Origin of the sequence: Streptomyces sp. NPDC050549 (genome assembly GCF_040655035.1) — a bacterium.
Lineage (GTDB): Bacteria > Actinomycetota > Actinomycetes > Streptomycetales > Streptomycetaceae > Streptomyces.
Genome location: NZ_JBFAJD010000032.1, coordinates 50,129 through 68,320 on the forward strand (window position 1 = coordinate 50,129; position 18,192 = coordinate 68,320).

Here is an 18,192-nt window from a genome sequence, read left to right on the forward strand (position 1 = left end):
GAACCGATGCTCTCGCCACCATCGAGGCACTGCCCGACCACGCTCGTGACATCGTCCTAGCGGCGCGAGCCGAACTGGTCACCGCGAAGGATCCGTACTTCCGTGGCATCAATGCCGACGCCGGGTTACCCGAGGCCACAGCGTCATGCCAGGCCGGTCCACCGAACCGAAGGGCCGCCACCTCTGCTTCTTCGACCGTGGAAACGGCTGGCTGAAGTACACCTTCGTCCGCCGAACCGAAGATCCCCAGATCGTGGTCGAGGAGGTCTTCTGGCAAGAACCTGAGCCCCTTGTTCTGCCTTCGGCGGAGGAGTAGCCGAGCAAGTGGCCGTCGTGTACAGGGTGTTGTGGCCAACCAGTCCCAGTTCGGTGAAACCAGGGTGCCCCGACACGGATCGGTCGGTTAGCGTCCCCGCCATGTCGAGCCCCGAGTCGGACACGTCGGGGCTTTCCGTTAACCGGAGCACCGCCGGGGCGCCCCGATGACGCATTGGTGCGACCGTTACGACATGTCCGGCGGCGGAGCCGTGGGCGCCCCCGGCAGTCGCACCGTCGCCACCGTCCCGCCCCCCGCTGCGCGGGACAACGTCACCTCGCCGCCCGCCTGTTGGACCGTGCGGGCCACGATCGAAAGGCCCAGGCCGGAACCGGGGAGGGCGCGGGCCGACGGGGAGCGCCAGAAGCGGTCGAAGACGTGCGGGAGTTCATCGGCGGGGATGCCGGGGCCGTGGTCGCGGACGGTGAGGACGCCGCGCGTGAGCTGGACCTCGATCGTGCCGCCTTCGGGGCTGAACTTCACCGCGTTGTCAAGGATGTTGACGATCGCGCGTTCCAGGGCGGAGGGCTCCGATTGGACGAACCACGGCTGTACGTCCGCCGTGATCGTCAACTCCGGGCCGCGCAGGCGTGCTCGGCGCAACGCCGCTTCGACCGTGTCCTGGAGCGAGACCACCTGGACGCGTTCGCCACGCTGGCCCTCCGAGCGGGACAACTCCTGCAAGTCGCCGATCAGGGACGCCAGTTCGGTCATCTGCGCCTTCACCGAGGCGAGGAGCGCCTTGCGGTCGGCCGGGGGGATCGGGCGGCCGGTCTCCTCGCTGCGGGTGAGGAGTTCGACGTTGGTGCGGAGGGAGGTGAGGGGGGTGCGGAGTTCGTGGCCGGCGTCCGCGATGAGTTGTTGTTGCAGTTCGCGGGAGTTGGCGAGGGAGGTCGTCATCGAGTTGAAGGAGCGGGAGAGGCGGGCGACTTCGTCCTCGCTGTCCTCGTCCACGGGGATGCGGATGGCCAGGTCCTCGGTACGGGCCACGTGCTCGACGGCCTCGGTGAGCTTGTCGATGGGACGGAGGCCTGCGCGGGCCACCGCGAGACCGGCCGCACCGGCGCCGACGACTCCGATGCCGGAGACGAGGAGGAGGATGAGGGCGAGGTCGTTGAGCGTGTTCTGCGTGCTCTTCAGGGAGATGCCGATCGTGAGCGCGGAGTCGGCGTACAGCTGGTTCGGCCCCATGGCCTGCCTGACGATCAGCGGTGTGGTCAGCACGCGTACGGCATTGCCGTCCGTGTCGACGCCGGTGCGGAAGACCCCGCTGATGCTGGTGGGCCCGCCCGCGAGGCCGTTCGTCTGCTTGACCACGTTCTTGTCGGAGCTGGTGACCTTGATGGTCCCCGCCGAGTTCGAGGAGACGCAGGGCTTGCCGTCCGACCCGATCAGCTGGAGGTAAGTGGTCTGGGTTCCGAGGCCGCCGTTGAAGTCGTCGTCGTTGGACGGCGCGGCGTCGGGCGTCTGAGGGCAGGTCTTGAGGAGCACCGCGACCTGGTCGGCCCGTTGCGGCACCTGCGCGATCTTCCTGAGGTCGCCGTCGACCTGACCGTACAACTTCCCCTGCACGATGAACCAACAGGTCACCGAAACCGCCGCCACCCCGAACGCCACCGCCGCCGCGACCAGCATCGCCAGCCGGGACCGGATCGGCAGGGTCCGGAACCGGTGCAGGAACCGGTTGAGGACGTTCTTCACTCCGCCCCACCCTGTCGCAGCACATAGCCCACGCCCCGAACCGTGTGGACGAGCCGCGGCTCGCCGCCCGCCTCCGTCTTCCGGCGCAGGTACATCACATATACATCGAGGGAGTTGGAGGACGGCTCGAAGTCGAAGCCCCAGACGGCCTTCAGGATCTGCTCACGGGTGAGGACCTGGCGGGGGTGGGCGAGGAACATCTCAAGGAGCGTGAATTCCGTGCGGGTCAGTTCGACCTGGCGGCCGTTCCGCGTCACCTCACGCGTCGCGAGGTCCATACGGAGGTCGGCGAAGGTCAGGGAGTCGTCCTCGGGGGCCGTGCCGGCCGCCGCTGCCGCCGCGTACGAGCTGCGGCGCAGCAACGCCCTTACCCGTGCGAAGAGTTCGTCGAGTTCGAAGGGCTTGACGAGGTAGTCGTCGGCGCCCGCGTCGAGGCCGGTCACGCGGTCGCCCACCGTGTCGCGGGCCGTGAGCATGAGGATCGGGGTCGTCGTGCCCGCCCCGCGCATGCGGCGGGCGGCCGTGAGGCCGTCCATGCGCGGCATCTGGATGTCGAGGACGACCAGGTCGGGCTGGTAGGCGGTCGCCTTCTCCAGCGCGTCCGCGCCGTCGACGGCGACCTCGGTGTCGTACCCCTCGAAGGCCAGACTGCGCTGGAGTGCTTCACGCACCGCCGGCTCGTCGTCGACGATCAGGATGCGCTGGGTGTCACGGTCGCCTTCGGCGGGGCTCATGGGCTGGATTCCTCGGGTGCGGTGGGACAGGGAGACAACGATCGGCTGGTCGCAATCAGCCTCGCATGTTTCCCGGCTGGCGCGTAAAGAGGAGGGGAGGGGAGAAACCGGCTGAGATCAGCCTCGTACGGTGGCAGATCAGGCTCGCATCGCGGCGAGCCGGTTCAGCGGCACCTTCCGGTGGTGCGGGTGGGCCGCGCTGGTGCGGAGCCCCATCAGCTCCGGGGCGGGCGCCACTTCCGGTGCCCGTGCCGCCGGCGCGTGCAGTTCGTACGCCACCCCGAGGGCCAGGCCGAGACCGGCCGCTCCGGTGTCGGTCACCGTGTGCGAAACCTGCTTGATCATGACGTACTCCCTACTGATCGCTGATCGACCACGGACTTGGCTGATCGGCCGCGGACTTACTTGTCGGAACCGCCCGCCCGCAGCGAAGCCAGGTCCGCCTTGACGGTGTTGATCGGGATGGCGAAGCCGATGCCGATGCTTCCGGCGTCGGACGACGAGGACGAGGAGTCCGAACTCGACGAGTACATCGCGGAGTTGATGCCGATGATGTTGCCGTTCGCGTCGATCAGGGCACCGCCGGAGTTGCCGGGGTTGAGGGACGCGTCCGTCTGGATGGCCTTGTACGTCGTCGTGGACGAACCGGTGTCGCCGTTGAACTGCTGGCCGCCGAACTGGAACGGCCACTGGCCGTTGCCGCCGCCCGAACCCTGGCTCTGGCTCTCGTCGGTCGAGACGGTCACGTCCCGGTTGAGGGCGGAGACGATGCCGCTGGTGACCGTGCCGGTCAGGCCCTCGGGGGAGCCGATCGCGACGACCGTGTCGCCTACCTGGACGCCGGAGGAGTTGCCGAGGGTGGCCGCTGTCAGGCCGGAGGCGTTCTCCAGCTTGAGGAGCGCGAGGTCCTTCTTGCTGTCGGTGCCGACGACCTTCGCGGTGTACGACTTGCCGTTGCTCGTCTTGACCTTGACGGACGTGGCGCCGGAGACGACGTGGTTGTTGGTGATGATCTCGCCGTCGCTGGTGATGATCACGCCCGCGCCGGTGGAGGTGCCGTTGCTGAGGGTGGCCTCGACCTCGACCACGCTCGGGCTGACGGTCGCGGCGATGGTGGCCACGTCGCCCCGCTTGCTGGAGGGCACGACCGCCGTGGTGGTGCTGGTGGTGGCGACGGTGTCCTTGCCGGTCAGCTGCTGGAAGGCGTACGCCGTGCCGCCGCCGACGGCCGCGGCGACGATCGCCACGGCGGCGAGCAGCGCGATCGGACCGCGGGTCCGCTTCTTCGGCTTGGGTGCTTCCGCCTGGACGGGAGTGAGGAGAGCCGTATCGCCGCCGCCACCGGAACCGCCGTACGCTCCGCCGTAACCGTCCGCGCCGAACGCGGCCTGCGGGGCGGGCGAGGGGGCGGGCGAGGGGGCGGGCGTCTGACCGCCCGGCCATACCGTCGTACCCGGCTCGACGGTGACCGGCTCCTGCGCCGCCTCGGCGGGCTGCACCGGCTGGAAGGGCTGAGCCTGCTGCGCCGGCTGCGGCTGGTAGGCCGGCGGGGGCGGCCACTCCGGGTTCACGGGGGAAGAGGCGTGCTGCTGCTGGGGGTACGCCTGCGGCTGGTCGCCCTGGGGGGTCTCGTACTCGCCGCTGCGGCGGAAGCTCTCGGTCATGGAATAGAGACTGTCGCGCGATCATGAGAGGTACCTGAGTCCCCGCTGAGAAGCCCGACAGAACCTCGTATGCCCGATATAAAGACGCCCGGGGCCTGGAAACTCGGGGAAACGGGAGGTTGCGGGGGAGTTAGGGCACGGCACGGGCCGGACGAATACTTGTGTGACCCCTGTGCGGGACGTGTGTGAGGTGACAGGCGGGGCCTACGATCTCCGGGCCGGAGGGGGGCTCCGCGAACAGAGCCGGTACATGCGCCGTGACGGAAAGCACTACGGAAAGCATGTCGTCGGCCCTGCGTGGTCGCGTCGTACGCCCTTCTCGGGCCCACTACGACACCCACACCAGGAGTCCCGAGTGATACGTGCCCTGCGCGGCCGTCTGAGACGCCCCACCACGGCGTTCCCGGCCGCAGCCCTCGCGCTGGCGCTGAGCTGCGCCGGCGTTCTCGCGGCCCGGCCCGCCACCGCCGTCGACGGCCCGCCCGGACTGCCGTCCGCCGCCGCTGCCGCCCAGGCGGTGCTCCCGCAGCCCACCGCCTCCGACAAGGAACTGCGCTCCCGCGTCGTCGACGCCGCCCGCACCCAGGCGACCGCGAAGAAGGCGGCGACGAAGACGCCGTACATCATCGGCGGCACCGAGACCACGATCTCCAGCGCGCCGTGGATGGTCCAGCTCGCCTACTACGACGACACGACCGGCGACGGCTACTTCTGCGGCGGCACCCTGGTCGCCCCGAACAAGGTCCTCACCGCCGCGCACTGCGTCGCGGGCCTGGACTGGGTGAAGAACGGCGCGGTCCTGGCCGGCGCGACCGGTCTCTACGACGACACGTCCGGCACGGTCACGGGCGTCCTGCACCAGTGGAACCACCCGCGCTTCAACGCCACCACGGCCCAGAACGACATCGCGGTCCTCACCCTGGACCGCCCCCTGGACCAGCAGTGGATGCGGCTGGCCCACCTCAACGACCTCGGGTACGTCACCCCGGGCGCGAAGGCAACGGTCTACGGCTGGGGCCTGACCTCGGGCACCGGCACCGAGCTCTCCGCGAACCTGCGCAAGGCCACGCTGCCGGTCGTCGACGACGCGACCTGCGACAGCGCGATGAAGTCGGTCCTCGGGGACGACGAGTTCATCGAGGGCTCGATGTTCTGCGCGGGCACCCCCGCCTCCGGCACCGACGAGGGCACCACCAGCCCCTGCAACGGTGACTCCGGCGGCCCGGTGATCGTCGACAACAAGGTCATCGGCATCGTCTCCTGGGGCGTGGCCGGCTGCACCGCGAAGGGCGCCTATCCGGTCTTCACCAAGGTCGGCTCGTACGCCTGGGCCGCGCAGCCGCGCATCGACGACACGGACCTGTCCTTCGACGGTCGCGCCGACGTGCTGGGCCGTACGCCCTCGGGCGGCCTGTTCGAGCAGGACAGCAAGGGCACCTCGCTCGCGCAGCGCGCCTACCTGGGCAGCGGCTGGCAGACGGCCAGTTGGGGCCTGCAGGCCGACCTGGACCGGGACTACTACCAGGACCTGATCGTCCGCGACAAGACGGACGGCCACCTCTGGCGCGACTACCTGGACCACTCCACGGGCGAGTTCACGTGGATGCAGATCAGCTCGGTGTGGGGCGGCTACAAGTCGTACGCGATCCCCGGCGACCTGACCGGTGACGCCCGCCCCGACCTGGTCGCGGTGGACGCCGACGGCTCGGTCTACCTCTACCCGGGCAAGGGCAACGGCCAGTTCTACGGCCGGGTCAAGGTCGTCGACAAGGCGTGGAAGAACGTCAAGATCTTCGGTCACGGAGACCTGACCGGCGACGGCCGCGCCGACCTCCTGGTCCGCAACTCCTCCGGTGTCCTGTACCTCTACGCGGGCACCCAGGCCGAGCACACTCCGTGGAAGCCCCGCGTCCAGGCCCGTACCGGCTGGAACTTCACGTCCTACGTCGCCAACGGTGACGTCACGGGAGACGGCATCGCGGATGTGATCACCCGCGACTCGGGCGGCACGCTGTGGCTCTACCCGGGCACCAACAAGGCGACGACCGCGCTCTTCGGGACGCGGATCAAGCTGGGTACCGGCTACAACCAGTACAACCTGCTGTTCTGATCCGAACGCCGTGACTCGGCGGTCCGGTCAGGCTTCGCAGCCGCAGGACCGCCGGGTCACCAGGCGGGAGGGAAACACCTTCAGCCGCTCACGACGGGAGCCCGCCACGCGGAGCCCGTCGTCGAGGACGAGGTCCACGGCCGCCCTGGCCATCGCCGGACGGTCCGAAGCGATCGTCGTCATCGGCGGATCGGCGAGGGCGGCTTCCTTGATGTCGTCGAAGCCGATCACGCCGAGTTCGCGGGGTACGTCGATGCGCAGCTCGCGTGCGGCCCGCAGCAGGCCGATCGCCTGGTCGTCGGTGGAGCAGAAGATCGCCGGCGGCCGCCGCGGCCCGGAGAGGATTCCCAGGGCGACCTTGTAGGCGTCGTAGCGGTTGTACGGCGCCTCGAAGAGCCGGTCCTCGGTCGGCAGTCCGGCCTCGGTCATCGCGCGCCGCCAGCCCTCGACGTGGTCGGAGACCGGGTCGCCGACGGCCGGGGTGTCCGCCGTACCGCCCATGCAGGCGACGTAGTCGTAGCCGTGCTCCAGGAGGTGGCGGACGGCGAGCTGGGCGCCGCCGAGGTCGTCCGTGACGACGGCGACGTCGTCGATGGCCTCGGGGCGTTCGTGGAGAAGGACCACGCGGGCGTCCCAGGCCTCGATCTCGGCGGCGGCGAGGTCGTTCAGCGCGTGGCTCACGAGGATCAGGCCGGAGACGCGCATCCCGAGGAACGCGCGCAGGTAGTGGACCTCACGCTCGGCGACGTAGTCGGAGTTCCCGACCAGCACCATCTTTCCGCGCTCGGACGCGGCCTGTTCGACCGCGTGCGCCATCTCCCCGAAGAAGGGCTGGCGCGCGTCCGGCACGATCAGGCCTATGAGGTCCGTGCGCCGCGACGCCATGGCCTGGGCCACCCGGTCCGGTCGGTACCCCAGTTCCTTGATCGCGGCGAGGACACGCTCGCGCGTGGCCGGGGCAACCGGCCGGGGTCCGTTGTTGATGACATAGCTGACGACGGCGGTCGAAGTACCCGCCAGTCGCGCCACATCATCCCGAGTCACCTTGGCCACGCGCGGAGTCTACGCGGATTGACCTGCTCTGGGCAGGGCGTTTCGAAGCTTCTCGTCGCTTCCGCACAGCATCTCCGTGCGGAAGCGACGAGAAGCCGTGCGGGAGCGATGCCCTGCCCGGACGCGGGTTACGCCTGCGCCGGGATCTCGGCCGCGTCCAGGGCGGCCGAGTCGGTCGTCTCGTCCGCATCCTCCGGCTTTGCACCTGCGAGAGCGGCGCTCGCCTTGAGCTTCGCCTCCTCGCCGCCCCGGTCGCCCTTCTCGGGCGTAACGAATCGATAACCGACGTTCCGGACGGTCCCGATCAGCGACTCGTGCTCGGGGCCGAGCTTGGCGCGCAGGCGTCGTACGTGGACGTCGACCGTCCGTGTGCCGCCGAAGTAGTCGTAGCCCCAGACCTCCTGCAGCAGCTGGGCGCGCGTGAAGACGCGGCCCGGGTGCTGGGCGAGGTACTTGAGGAGCTCGAACTCCTTGAAGGTCAGGTCGAGGACCCGGCCCTTGAGCTTGGCGGAGTACGTCGCCTCGTCCACGGAGAGGTCGCCGTTGCGGATCTCCATGGGGGAGTCGTCGTTGACGATCTGCTGGCGGCCCATGGCGAGGCGCAGCCGCGCCTCGACCTCGGCCGGGCCGGCCGTGTCGAGGAGCACGTCGTCGATGCCCCAGTCGGCGGTGACGGCGGCGAGGCCGCCCTCGGTGACGACGAGGATGAGCGGGCATCCAGGTCCGGTGGAGCGGAGGAGCTGACACAGGCTGCGTACCTGAGGCAGATCCCGGCGGCCGTCGATGAGGATGACGTCGGCACCGGGGGTGTCGACGAGAGCGGGGCCTTCCGCCGGTGCCACGCGCACGTTGTGCAGCAGCAGGCCAAGGGCCGGAAGCACCTCCGTAGACGGCTGGAGGGCATTGGTCAGGAGCAGCAGAGAACTCATAAGTCTGGTTCCTCCTCGGTCCCTGCGAGGACGTGTGTCATGCGGCACAGCGTTTGCGGTCCCGGGGGCCCTGTACCACCGGCGGCCACCTGTGGTTTCCCGTGGTGTACCGCTTCGTATACAACGCTCCTGGAAGCACAAAAGGACCCGGGGGCTTCTCTGCCCGAGTCCTCTGTCCAGCAGAATAGCCCACATGAGCGCTGGTACGGCAGGTCATGTGGCACGATCCACCGTTCGTCCGAACTCTGAGACGATCAGACGCACACCTTTGCGGACGTTTCTGCACACCGACGACGGGGTGACGATCGATTCCGTATACGACCCGGCAGCGGCCGTATACGACGCCTCCGCGCCATCTTCCGGTGACCTGGTGTTCGTCGTCGCGCACGGTTTCACGGGCGATGTGGACAAGCCGCATGTGCGTCGGGTGGCCGAGGCGTTCGCCCAGTACGGGGCCGTGGTCACGTTCTCCTTCCGGGGCCACGGAAGGTCCGGCGGACGCTCCACGGTCGGCGACCGCGAGGTGCTCGATCTGGCGGCGGCGGTCGCCTGGGCGCGCGAGCAGGGGCACGCGCGCGTGGTCACCGTCGGCTTCTCGATGGGCGGTTCCGTGGTGCTGCGGCACGCGGCGCTCTACCGCCCGGAGGGTGACGCGGACGGTCAGGGGCGCAGGGGGCGCACAGAAGCGCACACGGACGCGGTGGTTTCGGTGAGTGCGCCGGCCCGCTGGTACTACCGGGGCACCGCCCCCATGCGGAAGCTGCACTGGCTGGTGACCCGCCCCGAGGGCCGCCTCGTCGGCCGCCTCGGCCTCAAGACCCGTATCGAGCGCGGCGGTTGGGACCCGGTCCCGCTCTCCCCGGTGGAGGCCGTCCCGCGTATCGCGCCCACCCCGCTGCTCGTCGTGCACGGCGAGATCGACGGCTACTTCCCCCTCGACCACCCCCGCATGCTGGCCGAAGCCGCCGGTGACCACGCCGAACTCTGGCTGGAGCCCGGCATGGGCCACGCCGAACACGCGGCCGGCGACGACCTGCTGGCCCGCATCGGACGCTGGGCCTGTTCGCAGGGCGGCTAGCCTGGCCGTTGCAGCCCCCGATCGATTGAGGAAGCGGATGCCAAAGGTCACGGTGCGCTACTGGGCCGCCGCGAAGGCCGCGGCCGGGATCGCCGAGGAGCCGTTCGACGCGGCCACCCTCGCCGAGGCCCTCGCCGAGGTGCGCGAGCGACACCCCGGGGAACTCGCCCGCGTACTGCTGCGATGCTCCTTCCTCGTCGACGGTGACCCCGTGGGCACCCGCGGGCATGAGACGGTACGGCTGGCCGAGGGCGGCACGGTCGAGGTGCTCCCGCCGTTCGCAGGAGGATGAGCGAAGCGATGAGCAACCAGCCGTACGAGGGCTATGGCGAGGGCTACGACCCCTACGCCCAGCAGCAACAGCCGCAGCAGGCCCAGCAGGCGCAGGCCTGGCCCGGGCAGCAGCAGGCGTACGACGACCCGCAGGCCGCGCAGCAGTACACCCAGCAGTGGCAGGGCCAGACCTGGGACACCCAGGTCCAGCAGTCGAGACCCTCGGCGTCCGACCTGGCGTACTTCCCGCCGCAGAACTACCAGGCGCCGACGCCGAGTTACGACCCCTACGCGCAGGCACCCGTAACCGCGCCCCCGGCTCCCGCCGCCACGGAAGAGGCCGTCGCCTACGGCCCGCCCTCCCTCGCCGGGAACGCCCGGATCACCGACGCCCAGCGGGCCCGGCTGGAGGGCCGCTCGCCGATCATCGAACCCGGCATGCAGCCCGCCGGCCTCACCGCCCTCCTGGCGCTCCTCCTCTCCGTCACCGCGCAGATCGGGTCGTACGCCCTCGTCGTACCGCTCGTCGTGCTCCAGGCGGTCACGGCGGCAGGCTGGTTCCGGCTGAACGGAATGTGGCCCGCCCGGCAGGGCATCGCGCTGGCCTTCGCGGGCGCGCTCGTCGCGGACGTGGCGCTGCTCGCGGCCGGCCGGGACAACGGCCCCGCCGCGATCCTCGGCACCCTCGGCGTCTGGGTCCTGCTCTCCCTCGTGATGCAGATGCGCTCGCACGCCGACCCGGACACCCGGATCACGAGCCTGATGGCGACGGTCGCCTCGGTGGCCCTGGCCATCGTCGCGACCGGCCATCTCGCGGCCGACCCGGACGCGGTCACCGTCGGCGCGGCCGCCGTGGCGGTCGCGATCCTGGCCCGCGCGCTCCCGCTGCCGACCGTGGCGTCGGTCGGCGTCTCCCTCCTCGCCGCCGCCGGCGCGGGCATCGCGGTCGGCGGGACGACCGGCCTCGGCGCGAAGGGCGCGCTGCTCGGCGCGGTCGCGGCCGGCTGCGCGCTGATCGGCCACCGGGTGGCGAGCTACGACTACCCGTCCCGCTTCGTCCACTTCACGGCCGGTGTGGCCCTCCCGCTCGCCGCGGCGGCCCCGGCGGTCTACGTACTGGGGCGCGCACTGGCGTAAGCACGCTGCTTGTCACAGGTGATCGACAATTTCCTGCTGCACGCATCTCGCGGGACTACGCTCGCGATTCGCGGCCACTCGGTCGTTGCACCGCTTTCGTCGACGACCGCCAGGTGGGGGAACACCGTAAATGCGTGGGCTACGAATACTTCTGACCGTCGTGGTGATTCTGGGCATCCTGTTCGTGGTCGTGGACCGGGTCGCGGTCTACTTCGCGCAGGACGAGGCGGCGGGCAAGGTCCAGACGAGCGAGAACCTCGCCTCCGCCCCCGACGTCTCCATCAAGGGCTTCCCCTTCCTCACCCAGGTCGCCTCCGGTGAGCTGGACGACGTCGAGCTCGGCATCAAGACCTACGAGGCGACCACCGCGAACACGACGGGCAGCGGCACCTCCACGATCCGGATCGACGACCTCAAGGCCGACATGAAGGACGTCAAGTTCTCCAACGGCTACAGCTCCGCCACCGCGGCCAGCGCGACCGGCTCCGCGAGCATCGCCTACGACCAGCTGCTCAAGGCCGCCAAGTCCGAACCGACGAACATCTTCACGGGGGTCAAGGCCCAGGTCGTCAACCTCTCCGACGGCGGCGACGGCAAGATCAAGGTCGACGTCAAGATCTCGGTCGGCGGCCAGGAGACGACGTATCCGGTGCTCAGCACGGTCACCGTCGACGGCGACACCGTGAAGGTGCACGCCGACAACCTGCCCAAGCTGGTAGTCGACCTCGCCGACTCCCGGATCCGCTCGATCACCGACTTCCAGCAGACGATCGACCAGCTGCCGGGCGGGGTGAAGCTGGCCAGTGTGCAGGCCGCGCAGAACGGTGTGGAGATCAAGGTGAAGGGTTCGAACGTCAGGCTGGCCGGGTAGGACGGACCGGGTCCGGTGGACGGCGGCTGTCCGAGGGGCGAGACGGCAGTGTCCGTACGGCAGTTGTGAGGGCAGCGAAGGGCGTACGGATTCCCGGTGACGTGGCCGCTGCCACCCCGCCGATCTCACATCACGGACGATCGCGTCTCAAAATACGACACACCGGTGACATGTCCCGTCGTCCGTCCCTACGATCGACCCCATGAGGCAACAGGCGGATCTCACGAAGCGGCGGGCAGTGGACCTGTGCCGCGTCGCCGCCATGCTCTGTCGCACTTTCTGAGCGGAAGCGCAGGCTTCCGTCTTCCCCCGTGCCCTTGATCTCTGGGCACCCGCGCGAGCGCGCACCCCTCTCTCACGCACCGCACCGCCGTAACTGCCCCGGAGGAGAAACAGCATGAGCCGCAGTGACGTCCTGGTCGACGCCGACTGGGTCGAGGCAAACCTCGACAACGCGGACATCGCCATCGTCGAGGTCGACGAGGACACGTCCGCGTACGAGAAGAACCACATCCGCAACGCCATCCGGATCGACTGGACCAAGGACCTCCAGGACCCGGTACGCCGTGACTTCATCGACCAGGAGGGCTTCGAGAAGCTCCTCTCGGCCAAGGGCATCGGCAACGACACGCTGGTGATCCTCTACGGCGGCAACAACAACTGGTTCGCCTCTTACGCCTACTGGTACTTCAAGCTGTACGGCCACGACAGCGTCAAGCTGCTCGACGGCGGCCGCAAGAAGTGGGAACTGGACGCCCGCGAGCTGGTCGAGGAGGTCCCGACCCGGGCCACCACCGACTACAAGGCCAAGCCGCAGAACAAGTCGATCCGCGCCTTCCGCGACGACGTCGTGGCGGCCATCGGCTCGCAGAACCTGGTCGACGTCCGGTCGCCCGACGAGTTCTCCGGCAAGCTGCTCGCCCCGGCCCACCTCCCGCAGGAGCAGTCGCAGCGCCCGGGCCACGTCCCGTCCGCCCGCAACATCCCGTGGTCGAAGAACGCCAACGACGACGGCACCTTCAAGTCGGACGACGAGCTCAAGGAGCTCTACGCCGAGGAGCAGGTCGACCTCGCCAAGGACACCATCGCGTACTGCCGTATCGGCGAGCGCTCGGCCCTGACCTGGTTCGTGCTGCACGAGCTGCTCGGTGTCGAGAACGTCAAGAACTACGACGGCTCCTGGACCGAGTACGGCTCCCTGGTCGGCGTTCCGATCGAGCTCGGCGCCAACAAGTAATCCCCCGCACAACCGCTGCGACCTGAAGGAAACAAGACATGTGTGGAGCGAAGGCCGGCGGCCCCGACGCCTCGACGATCAAGCCCGGTGAGACCACCATCCAGGGCCAGGTGACCCGTAACGGCGAGCCGGTGACGGGCTACGTCCGTCTCCTGGACTCGACCGGCGAGTTCACCGCGGAGGTTCCCACCTCCGCGACGGGCCAGTTCCGCTTCTACGCGGCCGAAGGCACCTGGACCGTCCGCGCCCTCGTTCCGGGCGCCACCGCCGACCGCACGGTCGTCGCCCAGACGGGCGGGCTGGCGGAGGTGGCGATCGCGGTCTGACCGCCGATTCACTGTCGAGGGGCCGCACCTTTTCCTGGGCGCGGCCCTTTGGCGTGCCCGGGCCTACCCTGGAGACATGCTGGCACGCCGCCGTCGCACCTACTTCGTCATGATGGGCATCTGCATCGGGCTGTTCGTCCTGGCCTGGGGAGTCGTGCGGATCTGGTCTGTGCCCGCGGCCGTCGGTATGTGCGTGGTCGCGATGGTGATCCCGCCGGTCGCCGCGATGGTCGCCAACCGCAGGGGCCCCGACGACCGCTGGTGGGACGACCCGTCCGGCGACCCGAAGTCCGACGAGTGGTGGGACGAGCTGGACGGCAAGAAGCGCAGGCCGTAGGGCGGGTGGGTAGAGGGCGGGCATGTCGCCTACGAGACTGTCCACCGTGGTGCTCGACGCACAGGACGCGCACGAGCTGGCCGGCTTCTACCTCCGCCTCCTCGGCTACGAGATCCGGGCCGAGGAACCCGACTGGGTCCTCATCGGCCCGCCCGACGGCGGCACCGGCCTCTCCTTCCAGACGGTGCCGGAGTACGTCCCGCCCGTGTGGCCCACGCGCAGACCCGGCGAGCAGCAGATGATGCTGCACCTCGACATCGAGGTCGACGACCTGGAGGGCGAGACGGCGAGGGCGGTGGCCGAGGGTGCCACGCTCGCGGCCGACCAGCCCCAGGGCGACGTACGGGTCTTCTTCGATCCGGCGGGGCACCCGTTCTGCCTGTGGCGACCTACACAACCGGCGGGTTGAGGCGGGCGAAGCCTTCCTGGCGCTGGTAGGGGAAGTACGGGTAGGGCGCTGTCCTGCCGCTCGCCGCATCGACTTTCGCCATCTGGTCGGGCGTGAGCGTCCAGCCGACGGCACCGAGGTTCTGGCGAAGCTGCTCCTCGTTGCGGGCGCCGATGATGACGGAGGAGACGGTCGGCCGCTGCAGCAGCCAGTTGATGGCGATCTGCGGAATGCTCTTGCCGGTCTCCTGAGCGATCTCGTCGAGGGTGTCGACCACGCGGTAGAGGTGTTCGTCCTCGACCGGCGGGCCGTAGTCCGCAGTGCTGTGCAGTCGGCTGCCTGCCGGTAGCGGTTGGCCGCGGCGGACCTTACCGGTGAGCCGTCCCCAGCCGAGAGGGCTCCAGACGAGGGCTCCGAGGTCCTGATCGAGCCCGAGGGGCATCAGCTCCCATTCGTAGTCGCGGCCGACGAGGGAGTAGTAGACCTGATGTGAGGCATAACGCGGGTGCCCGTGCTTCTCCGCGATCGAGAGGGACTTCATCGCCTGCCAGCCGGAGAAGTTGGAGATGCCGAGGTAGCGGACCTTCCCTGCTCGTACGAGGTCGTCGAGTGTGGACAGGACCTCCTCGATCGGCGTGCCGGCGTCGAAGGCGTGCAGCTGGAACAGGTCGATGTGATCGGTGTCGAGTCGGCGCAGGGCGTCCTCGCACGCGGTGATCAGGCGCGAACGGGAGGAACCCGCATCGCCCGGACCGTCACCCATCGGCAGGCCGGTCTTGGTGGACACGATCACCTGGTCCCTGCGGCCTTTGATGGCTTCGCCCAGCACCTCCTCGGAGGCGCCGCCGGAATAGACGTCGGCGGTGTCGAACATCGTGATCCCGGCGTCGAGGCAGATGTCCACGAGCCGGCGTGCTTGCTGTGCGTCGGTGGTGCCCCAGGCACCGAACAGCGGCCCTTGGCCGCCGAAGGTACCGGCCCCGAAGCTCAGTGCGGGGACCTTGAGGCCGGATGCACCCAGCCGCCTGTATTCCATGGCTGTTCCTCTCTCGCCGCCCGACTTGGCTAATGGTTCTGGAGTTCCATTAGTATGGGGCTCAACCTAGCAGGCGTGAGCGATTAACGAAACTGGAGTCCCGTTATGGGATTTGAGGATGCGGATCCAGGGACCGTCCGTCCCGGAGGGCGCACGGCACGGGTGCGTGCGGCGGTGCTGCGGGCGGCCGGGGACGCCTTGGCGGAGCATGGCTTTGCCCACCTGGACCTCGCCGACATCGCGCGCCGTGCCGAGGTGGGCAAGACCACGGTCTACCGCCGCTGGGGAACGGTGACCGGCTTGGTGGCCGATCTGCTGCTGGACATGGCCGAGCAGTCACTGCCGCGCACCGAGACCGGCTCGCTGCTCGGTGACCTCAAGGCCAACGCCCGGCTCGTGCAGCGCACGTTGGCCGACCCGCGGCAAGGAGCGCTGTTCAAGGCGGTGATCGCCGCCGCCACCTGCGAGGCGAAGACGGCCGAGGCGCTGCACCGCTTCTACGCCATCCGCGTCGGGGAGTGGGCACCCTGCGTCCAACAGGCCGTCGACCGGGGTGAGTTGCCCGAGGGCACCGATGTCCACGAGGTCGTCCGCGCTGTCTCCGCCCCCCTCTATTACCGCCTGCTGACCAGCGGCGACCGCCTCGACGAAGCCGCCGCGGACCGGGCCGCCGAGGCCGCCGTGGCCGCGGCGCGGGCAGGAGCGTACGTGCGGATCAAGCCGTCGCGATGATCGCCACCAGCAGGCCGCCGATGCAGAGCGCGGTGAGCGCGCCGGTCCAGAAGGCGTCGTCGCGGAGGGCGCGGGGTGCGCGGAACCGGCGACGGCGACGGGGTGCCTGTGGTGCGGGTGGGGGTGCGGCTGGTGGAGGTGCGGCGGGTGGGGGTTCCGGCGCTCGTACGGCCGGCATGAGCGGAGGCGGGACCGCCTGGACCGGGAGTACCTGGATCAGTTGATGGGGCTGGGGGCGGTTCATGCGGGGTGGGCCTCGCTGCGGTGTTTGCGGAGCAGGACGTTCGCGTCGGTCTCGGCGCTGTAGTCGTGTTCCGTACGGGCGTTGGCGCGGAGGCCGTCGAGTTCCGTGCAGGTGGGGCAGTCGTCGACGGGCCGGGGCGGGGCGGCGACCAGGAACGGACCGTCGGTCCGCGCACGGGAGTTGGCGGCGCGGACCCCGGCGCTGAGGCGTTCCTGGTCCGTCGCCGGTCGCAGTGCGGCGGGGTCGGCCTGCCATTCACGCCCACCGCCGACGGGGCGCAGCAGGGCGTAGGGGCCCGACCTGTCCTGGTACTCGCCGACCTTGTCCGTGGCCGGGTCGTACAGCAGCGCTCCGGTTTCCATCGGCTCCTCCTCCTTTTTGTGCAACTTCCGTACAGAATGCGACAGTTGAACTACTCTGTGTATTCCTGGGTGTTACGAGGATGACCCAGGGCGGAGGCGAATGCAGCGCCAACGGGCTCAACTTCCGCACGGGGCGCGCCAAATTCCACAAATTCCACAGGAGGTCGTCATGCCGCAACGGCTGGTGGTCACGGAACGCAGCCATGAGCCCAGGAAGCGGTTCGCCGAGGAGTTGCGGCGGTTGAGGGTCGAACGAGGCCTGACCCTGCGGGACTTGATGAAGGCGGTGGGGTGGGATGCGTCGCTGTTCGGAAAGATGGAGCGAGGCGGCACGCTGGGCGGTCCCGAGGTCGTACAGGCGCTGGACCAGTACTACGGGACGGAGCCGCTGCTACTCACCTTGTGGGAGTTGGCAGTTGGTGACCCGAGGCAGTTCAAGGAGCAGTACCGGCGGTACATGACGTTGGAGGCCGAGGCTTTGGGGTTGTGGCAGTACTCCGTGAGCGCCCCGCCAGGTCTGCTCCAGACGGACGGGTATGTGAGGGAGGCCCTCGCGGCAGGCGGGCTCCGAGGCGAAGAACTGGAGCAGCAGGTCGAAGCGCGCGTGCGGCGACGGAAGTTGCTGGAGGGCGAGGATGCACCGCCGTTCCGCGCCATCATCTCCGAAGCGGTGTTGCGCATGGGGATGCGCGACAAGCAAGCATGGCGTCAGCAGTTGGAGTTCCTGGCTGAAGTGGCGGAGCACCCGAACATCACGCCCCACGTCCTGCCGTTCGGCAGTGGAGTCCACGGTCTGACGAACACTGACACCATGTTCCTGAGGCTGCCCGACGGTCGTACTGTGGCTTACACAGAGAACGATGTGCGCGGCGAACTCATCGAGGAAACCGAACGGGTTGAGCGCCTCCAACGTGCATATGATGCGGTACGCGACCTGGCGATGTCCCCGGCGGAGTCGCGATCGTTCGTCCTGCGGATGTTGGAGGAAGTGCCGTGCGAGCCATCGACCTGAGCAACGTGACGTGGCGCAAGAGCAGCTACAGCAACACCGACGGCGGCAACTGTATCGAGGTCTCCGACAACCTCCCCCTCGTCCCCGTCCGCGACAGCAAGAACCCCACCCACGGCACCCTCCTCTTCGGCGTCGACGCCTGGGCGGAGTTCGTCGGCTCGGTGAAGGGGCAGGCTCAGTAAACGAGGGCCTGCGTCTCGTCGGTCATCGCCTCCTGCACGAACACCTGGGCCCCGGCGATCCGTACGCCCTCGATGACGTCCTTCTCCGTGATGTCCCGCCGGGCCGCGCACTGCGTGCACAACGTCACGCGGCCGGCGGCGAGGATCGAGTCGATCAGGTCGGGCAGCGGTGCGGCGTGCGGGAGTTGGAACTCGGCGGCGCGGCCCGGCAGCGCGAACCACGCCGACTCGCCGGTCAGCCACAGGGAGACGTCGACCCCGCTGGCAACGGCAACCGCCGCCACCGTGAACGCCTGTGAGCAGCGTTCGGGGGCGTCGGCCCCCGCGGTCACCTTGATCACGAGCTTCTTCGACATGACCGAATCGTAATCAACTTCCCTACAACTCCCTGCAACGGCCACGAGTCTCCTGTGCGCGCATATGGAATGCGCATGCCAGGTTCCGTGGGGGACGTTGTGGAAGTACCGGAA

The 18,192-nt window shown here is 69.2% G+C and carries 23 protein-coding genes; 13 read left to right on the top strand and 10 right to left on the bottom strand.

Annotation, left to right across the window (positions count from 1 at the left end; translation table 11 throughout):
* Positions 1 to 502 precede the first annotated feature (502 nt).
* From AB0I51_RS35030 to AB0I51_RS35045, 4 genes are all read right to left on the bottom strand, one after another.
* Positions 503 to 1,951, bottom strand: coding sequence for a HAMP domain-containing sensor histidine kinase (locus tag AB0I51_RS35030; protein WP_362982378.1), 1,449 nt, complete (start codon positions 1,949 to 1,951; stop codon positions 503 to 505).
* A gap of 62 nt (positions 1,952 to 2,013) precedes the next feature.
* Entirely contained in the window at positions 2,014 to 2,751 is a 738-nt protein-coding gene (locus AB0I51_RS35035) for a response regulator (protein WP_019073726.1), read from the bottom strand.
* A gap of 138 nt (positions 2,752 to 2,889) precedes the next feature.
* A complete protein-coding gene (locus AB0I51_RS35040; protein ID WP_362982252.1) occupies positions 2,890 to 3,096 on the bottom strand; it encodes a hypothetical protein in 207 nt (68 codons plus the stop codon).
* Positions 3,097 to 3,152: 56 nt separating this feature from the next.
* Positions 3,153 to 4,415, bottom strand: a complete 1,263-nt coding sequence (locus tag AB0I51_RS35045; RefSeq protein ID WP_362982254.1) for a trypsin-like peptidase domain-containing protein — start codon at positions 4,413 to 4,415, stop codon at positions 3,153 to 3,155.
* Between the two features lie 355 nt (positions 4,416 to 4,770).
* On the opposite strand from AB0I51_RS35045, the gene AB0I51_RS35050 reads away from it, so the two are divergent.
* The gene (locus tag AB0I51_RS35050) at positions 4,771 to 6,525 is read left to right on the top strand and encodes a trypsin-like serine protease (RefSeq protein WP_362982256.1); all 1,755 of its coding nucleotides are present in this window, start codon (positions 4,771 to 4,773) and stop codon (positions 6,523 to 6,525) included.
* A gap of 27 nt (positions 6,526 to 6,552) precedes the next feature.
* Here AB0I51_RS35050 and AB0I51_RS35055 read toward each other — a convergent pair whose 3' ends face one another.
* A complete protein-coding gene (locus AB0I51_RS35055; protein WP_362982258.1) occupies positions 6,553 to 7,578 on the bottom strand; it encodes a LacI family DNA-binding transcriptional regulator in 1,026 nt (341 codons plus the stop codon).
* Positions 7,579 to 7,706: 128 nt separating this feature from the next.
* Complete coding sequence (locus AB0I51_RS35060) at positions 7,707 to 8,507, bottom strand: response regulator transcription factor (protein WP_362982260.1); 801 nt, start codon at positions 8,505 to 8,507, stop codon at positions 7,707 to 7,709.
* A 193-nt stretch (positions 8,508 to 8,700) separates the two neighbouring features.
* Here AB0I51_RS35060 and AB0I51_RS35065 point away from each other — a divergent pair, with 193 nt between their 5' ends.
* The 9 genes from AB0I51_RS35065 to AB0I51_RS35105 all read left to right on the top strand — a co-directional run bounded on the left by AB0I51_RS35065 (position 8,701) and on the right by AB0I51_RS35105 (position 14,175).
* Positions 8,701 to 9,585: an alpha/beta fold hydrolase gene (locus AB0I51_RS35065; RefSeq protein WP_362982262.1), complete on the top strand. Its 885-nt coding sequence runs from the start codon at positions 8,701 to 8,703 to the stop codon at positions 9,583 to 9,585.
* 37 nt (positions 9,586 to 9,622) lie between these two features.
* On the top strand, positions 9,623 to 9,877 hold the full coding sequence (locus AB0I51_RS35070; protein ID WP_019073733.1) for a MoaD/ThiS family protein: 255 nt from the start codon (positions 9,623 to 9,625) through the stop codon (positions 9,875 to 9,877).
* Between the two features lie 8 nt (positions 9,878 to 9,885).
* The gene (locus AB0I51_RS35075) at positions 9,886 to 10,995 is read left to right on the top strand and encodes a hypothetical protein (protein WP_362982264.1); all 1,110 of its coding nucleotides are present in this window, start codon (positions 9,886 to 9,888) and stop codon (positions 10,993 to 10,995) included.
* A gap of 130 nt (positions 10,996 to 11,125) precedes the next feature.
* Complete coding sequence (locus tag AB0I51_RS35080) at positions 11,126 to 11,866, top strand: DUF2993 domain-containing protein (protein WP_362982266.1); 741 nt, start codon at positions 11,126 to 11,128, stop codon at positions 11,864 to 11,866.
* 202 nt (positions 11,867 to 12,068) lie between these two features.
* Positions 12,069 to 12,149: a putative leader peptide gene (locus AB0I51_RS35085; RefSeq protein ID WP_353963781.1), complete on the top strand. Its 81-nt coding sequence runs from the start codon at positions 12,069 to 12,071 to the stop codon at positions 12,147 to 12,149.
* A 114-nt stretch (positions 12,150 to 12,263) separates the two neighbouring features.
* Positions 12,264 to 13,103, top strand: a complete 840-nt coding sequence (locus AB0I51_RS35090) for a sulfurtransferase (RefSeq protein ID WP_093628219.1) — start codon at positions 12,264 to 12,266, stop codon at positions 13,101 to 13,103.
* A 38-nt stretch (positions 13,104 to 13,141) separates the two neighbouring features.
* Positions 13,142 to 13,429 carry a DUF1416 domain-containing protein gene (locus AB0I51_RS35095; protein WP_019064558.1) on the top strand — a complete coding sequence of 96 codons (288 nt, stop codon included), beginning with the start codon at positions 13,142 to 13,144 and terminating at the stop codon, positions 13,427 to 13,429.
* 76 nt (positions 13,430 to 13,505) lie between these two features.
* A complete protein-coding gene (locus tag AB0I51_RS35100) occupies positions 13,506 to 13,766 on the top strand; it encodes a DUF3099 domain-containing protein (protein WP_262061484.1) in 261 nt (86 codons plus the stop codon).
* Between the two features lie 22 nt (positions 13,767 to 13,788).
* Positions 13,789 to 14,175, top strand: coding sequence for a VOC family protein (locus AB0I51_RS35105; RefSeq protein ID WP_362982269.1), 387 nt, complete (start codon positions 13,789 to 13,791; stop codon positions 14,173 to 14,175).
* Here AB0I51_RS35105 and AB0I51_RS35110 read toward each other — a convergent pair.
* Positions 14,156 to 15,190, bottom strand: coding sequence for an aldo/keto reductase (locus tag AB0I51_RS35110; RefSeq protein ID WP_362982271.1), 1,035 nt, complete (start codon positions 15,188 to 15,190; stop codon positions 14,156 to 14,158). The two genes, AB0I51_RS35105 and AB0I51_RS35110, sit on opposite strands and share 20 nt — an antisense overlap.
* 105 nt (positions 15,191 to 15,295) lie before the next feature.
* On the opposite strand from AB0I51_RS35110, the gene AB0I51_RS35115 reads away from it, so the two are divergent.
* Positions 15,296 to 15,922 (top strand): TetR/AcrR family transcriptional regulator, encoded by a 627-nt coding sequence (locus AB0I51_RS35115; RefSeq protein WP_362982273.1) that lies wholly within the window; start codon positions 15,296 to 15,298, stop codon positions 15,920 to 15,922.
* Here the strand turns inward: AB0I51_RS35115 and AB0I51_RS35120 are convergent.
* Positions 15,906 to 16,166, bottom strand: a complete 261-nt coding sequence (locus AB0I51_RS35120) for a hypothetical protein (RefSeq protein ID WP_362982275.1) — start codon at positions 16,164 to 16,166, stop codon at positions 15,906 to 15,908. The genes AB0I51_RS35115 and AB0I51_RS35120 overlap by 17 nt on opposite strands.
* Positions 16,163 to 16,528 (bottom strand): hypothetical protein, encoded by a 366-nt coding sequence (locus tag AB0I51_RS35125; RefSeq protein WP_362982277.1) that lies wholly within the window; start codon positions 16,526 to 16,528, stop codon positions 16,163 to 16,165. Before AB0I51_RS35125 ends, AB0I51_RS35120 begins: the two co-directional genes overlap by 4 nt.
* A gap of 169 nt (positions 16,529 to 16,697) precedes the next feature.
* On the opposite strand from AB0I51_RS35125, the gene AB0I51_RS35130 reads away from it, so the two are divergent.
* Together AB0I51_RS35130 and AB0I51_RS35135 are read left to right on the top strand one after the other, a co-directional pair.
* Positions 16,698 to 17,540 carry a helix-turn-helix transcriptional regulator gene (locus AB0I51_RS35130; RefSeq protein ID WP_362982279.1) on the top strand — a complete coding sequence of 281 codons (843 nt, stop codon included), beginning with the start codon at positions 16,698 to 16,700 and terminating at the stop codon, positions 17,538 to 17,540.
* Positions 17,522 to 17,722, top strand: a complete 201-nt coding sequence (locus AB0I51_RS35135; RefSeq protein WP_362982281.1) for a DUF397 domain-containing protein — start codon at positions 17,522 to 17,524, stop codon at positions 17,720 to 17,722. Before AB0I51_RS35130 ends, AB0I51_RS35135 begins: the two co-directional genes overlap by 19 nt.
* Here AB0I51_RS35135 and AB0I51_RS35140 read toward each other — a convergent pair.
* Positions 17,716 to 18,078, bottom strand: a complete 363-nt coding sequence (locus AB0I51_RS35140; protein WP_362982283.1) for a DsrE family protein — start codon at positions 18,076 to 18,078, stop codon at positions 17,716 to 17,718. The genes AB0I51_RS35135 and AB0I51_RS35140 overlap by 7 nt on opposite strands.
* Positions 18,079 to 18,192: the final 114 nt, after the last annotated feature.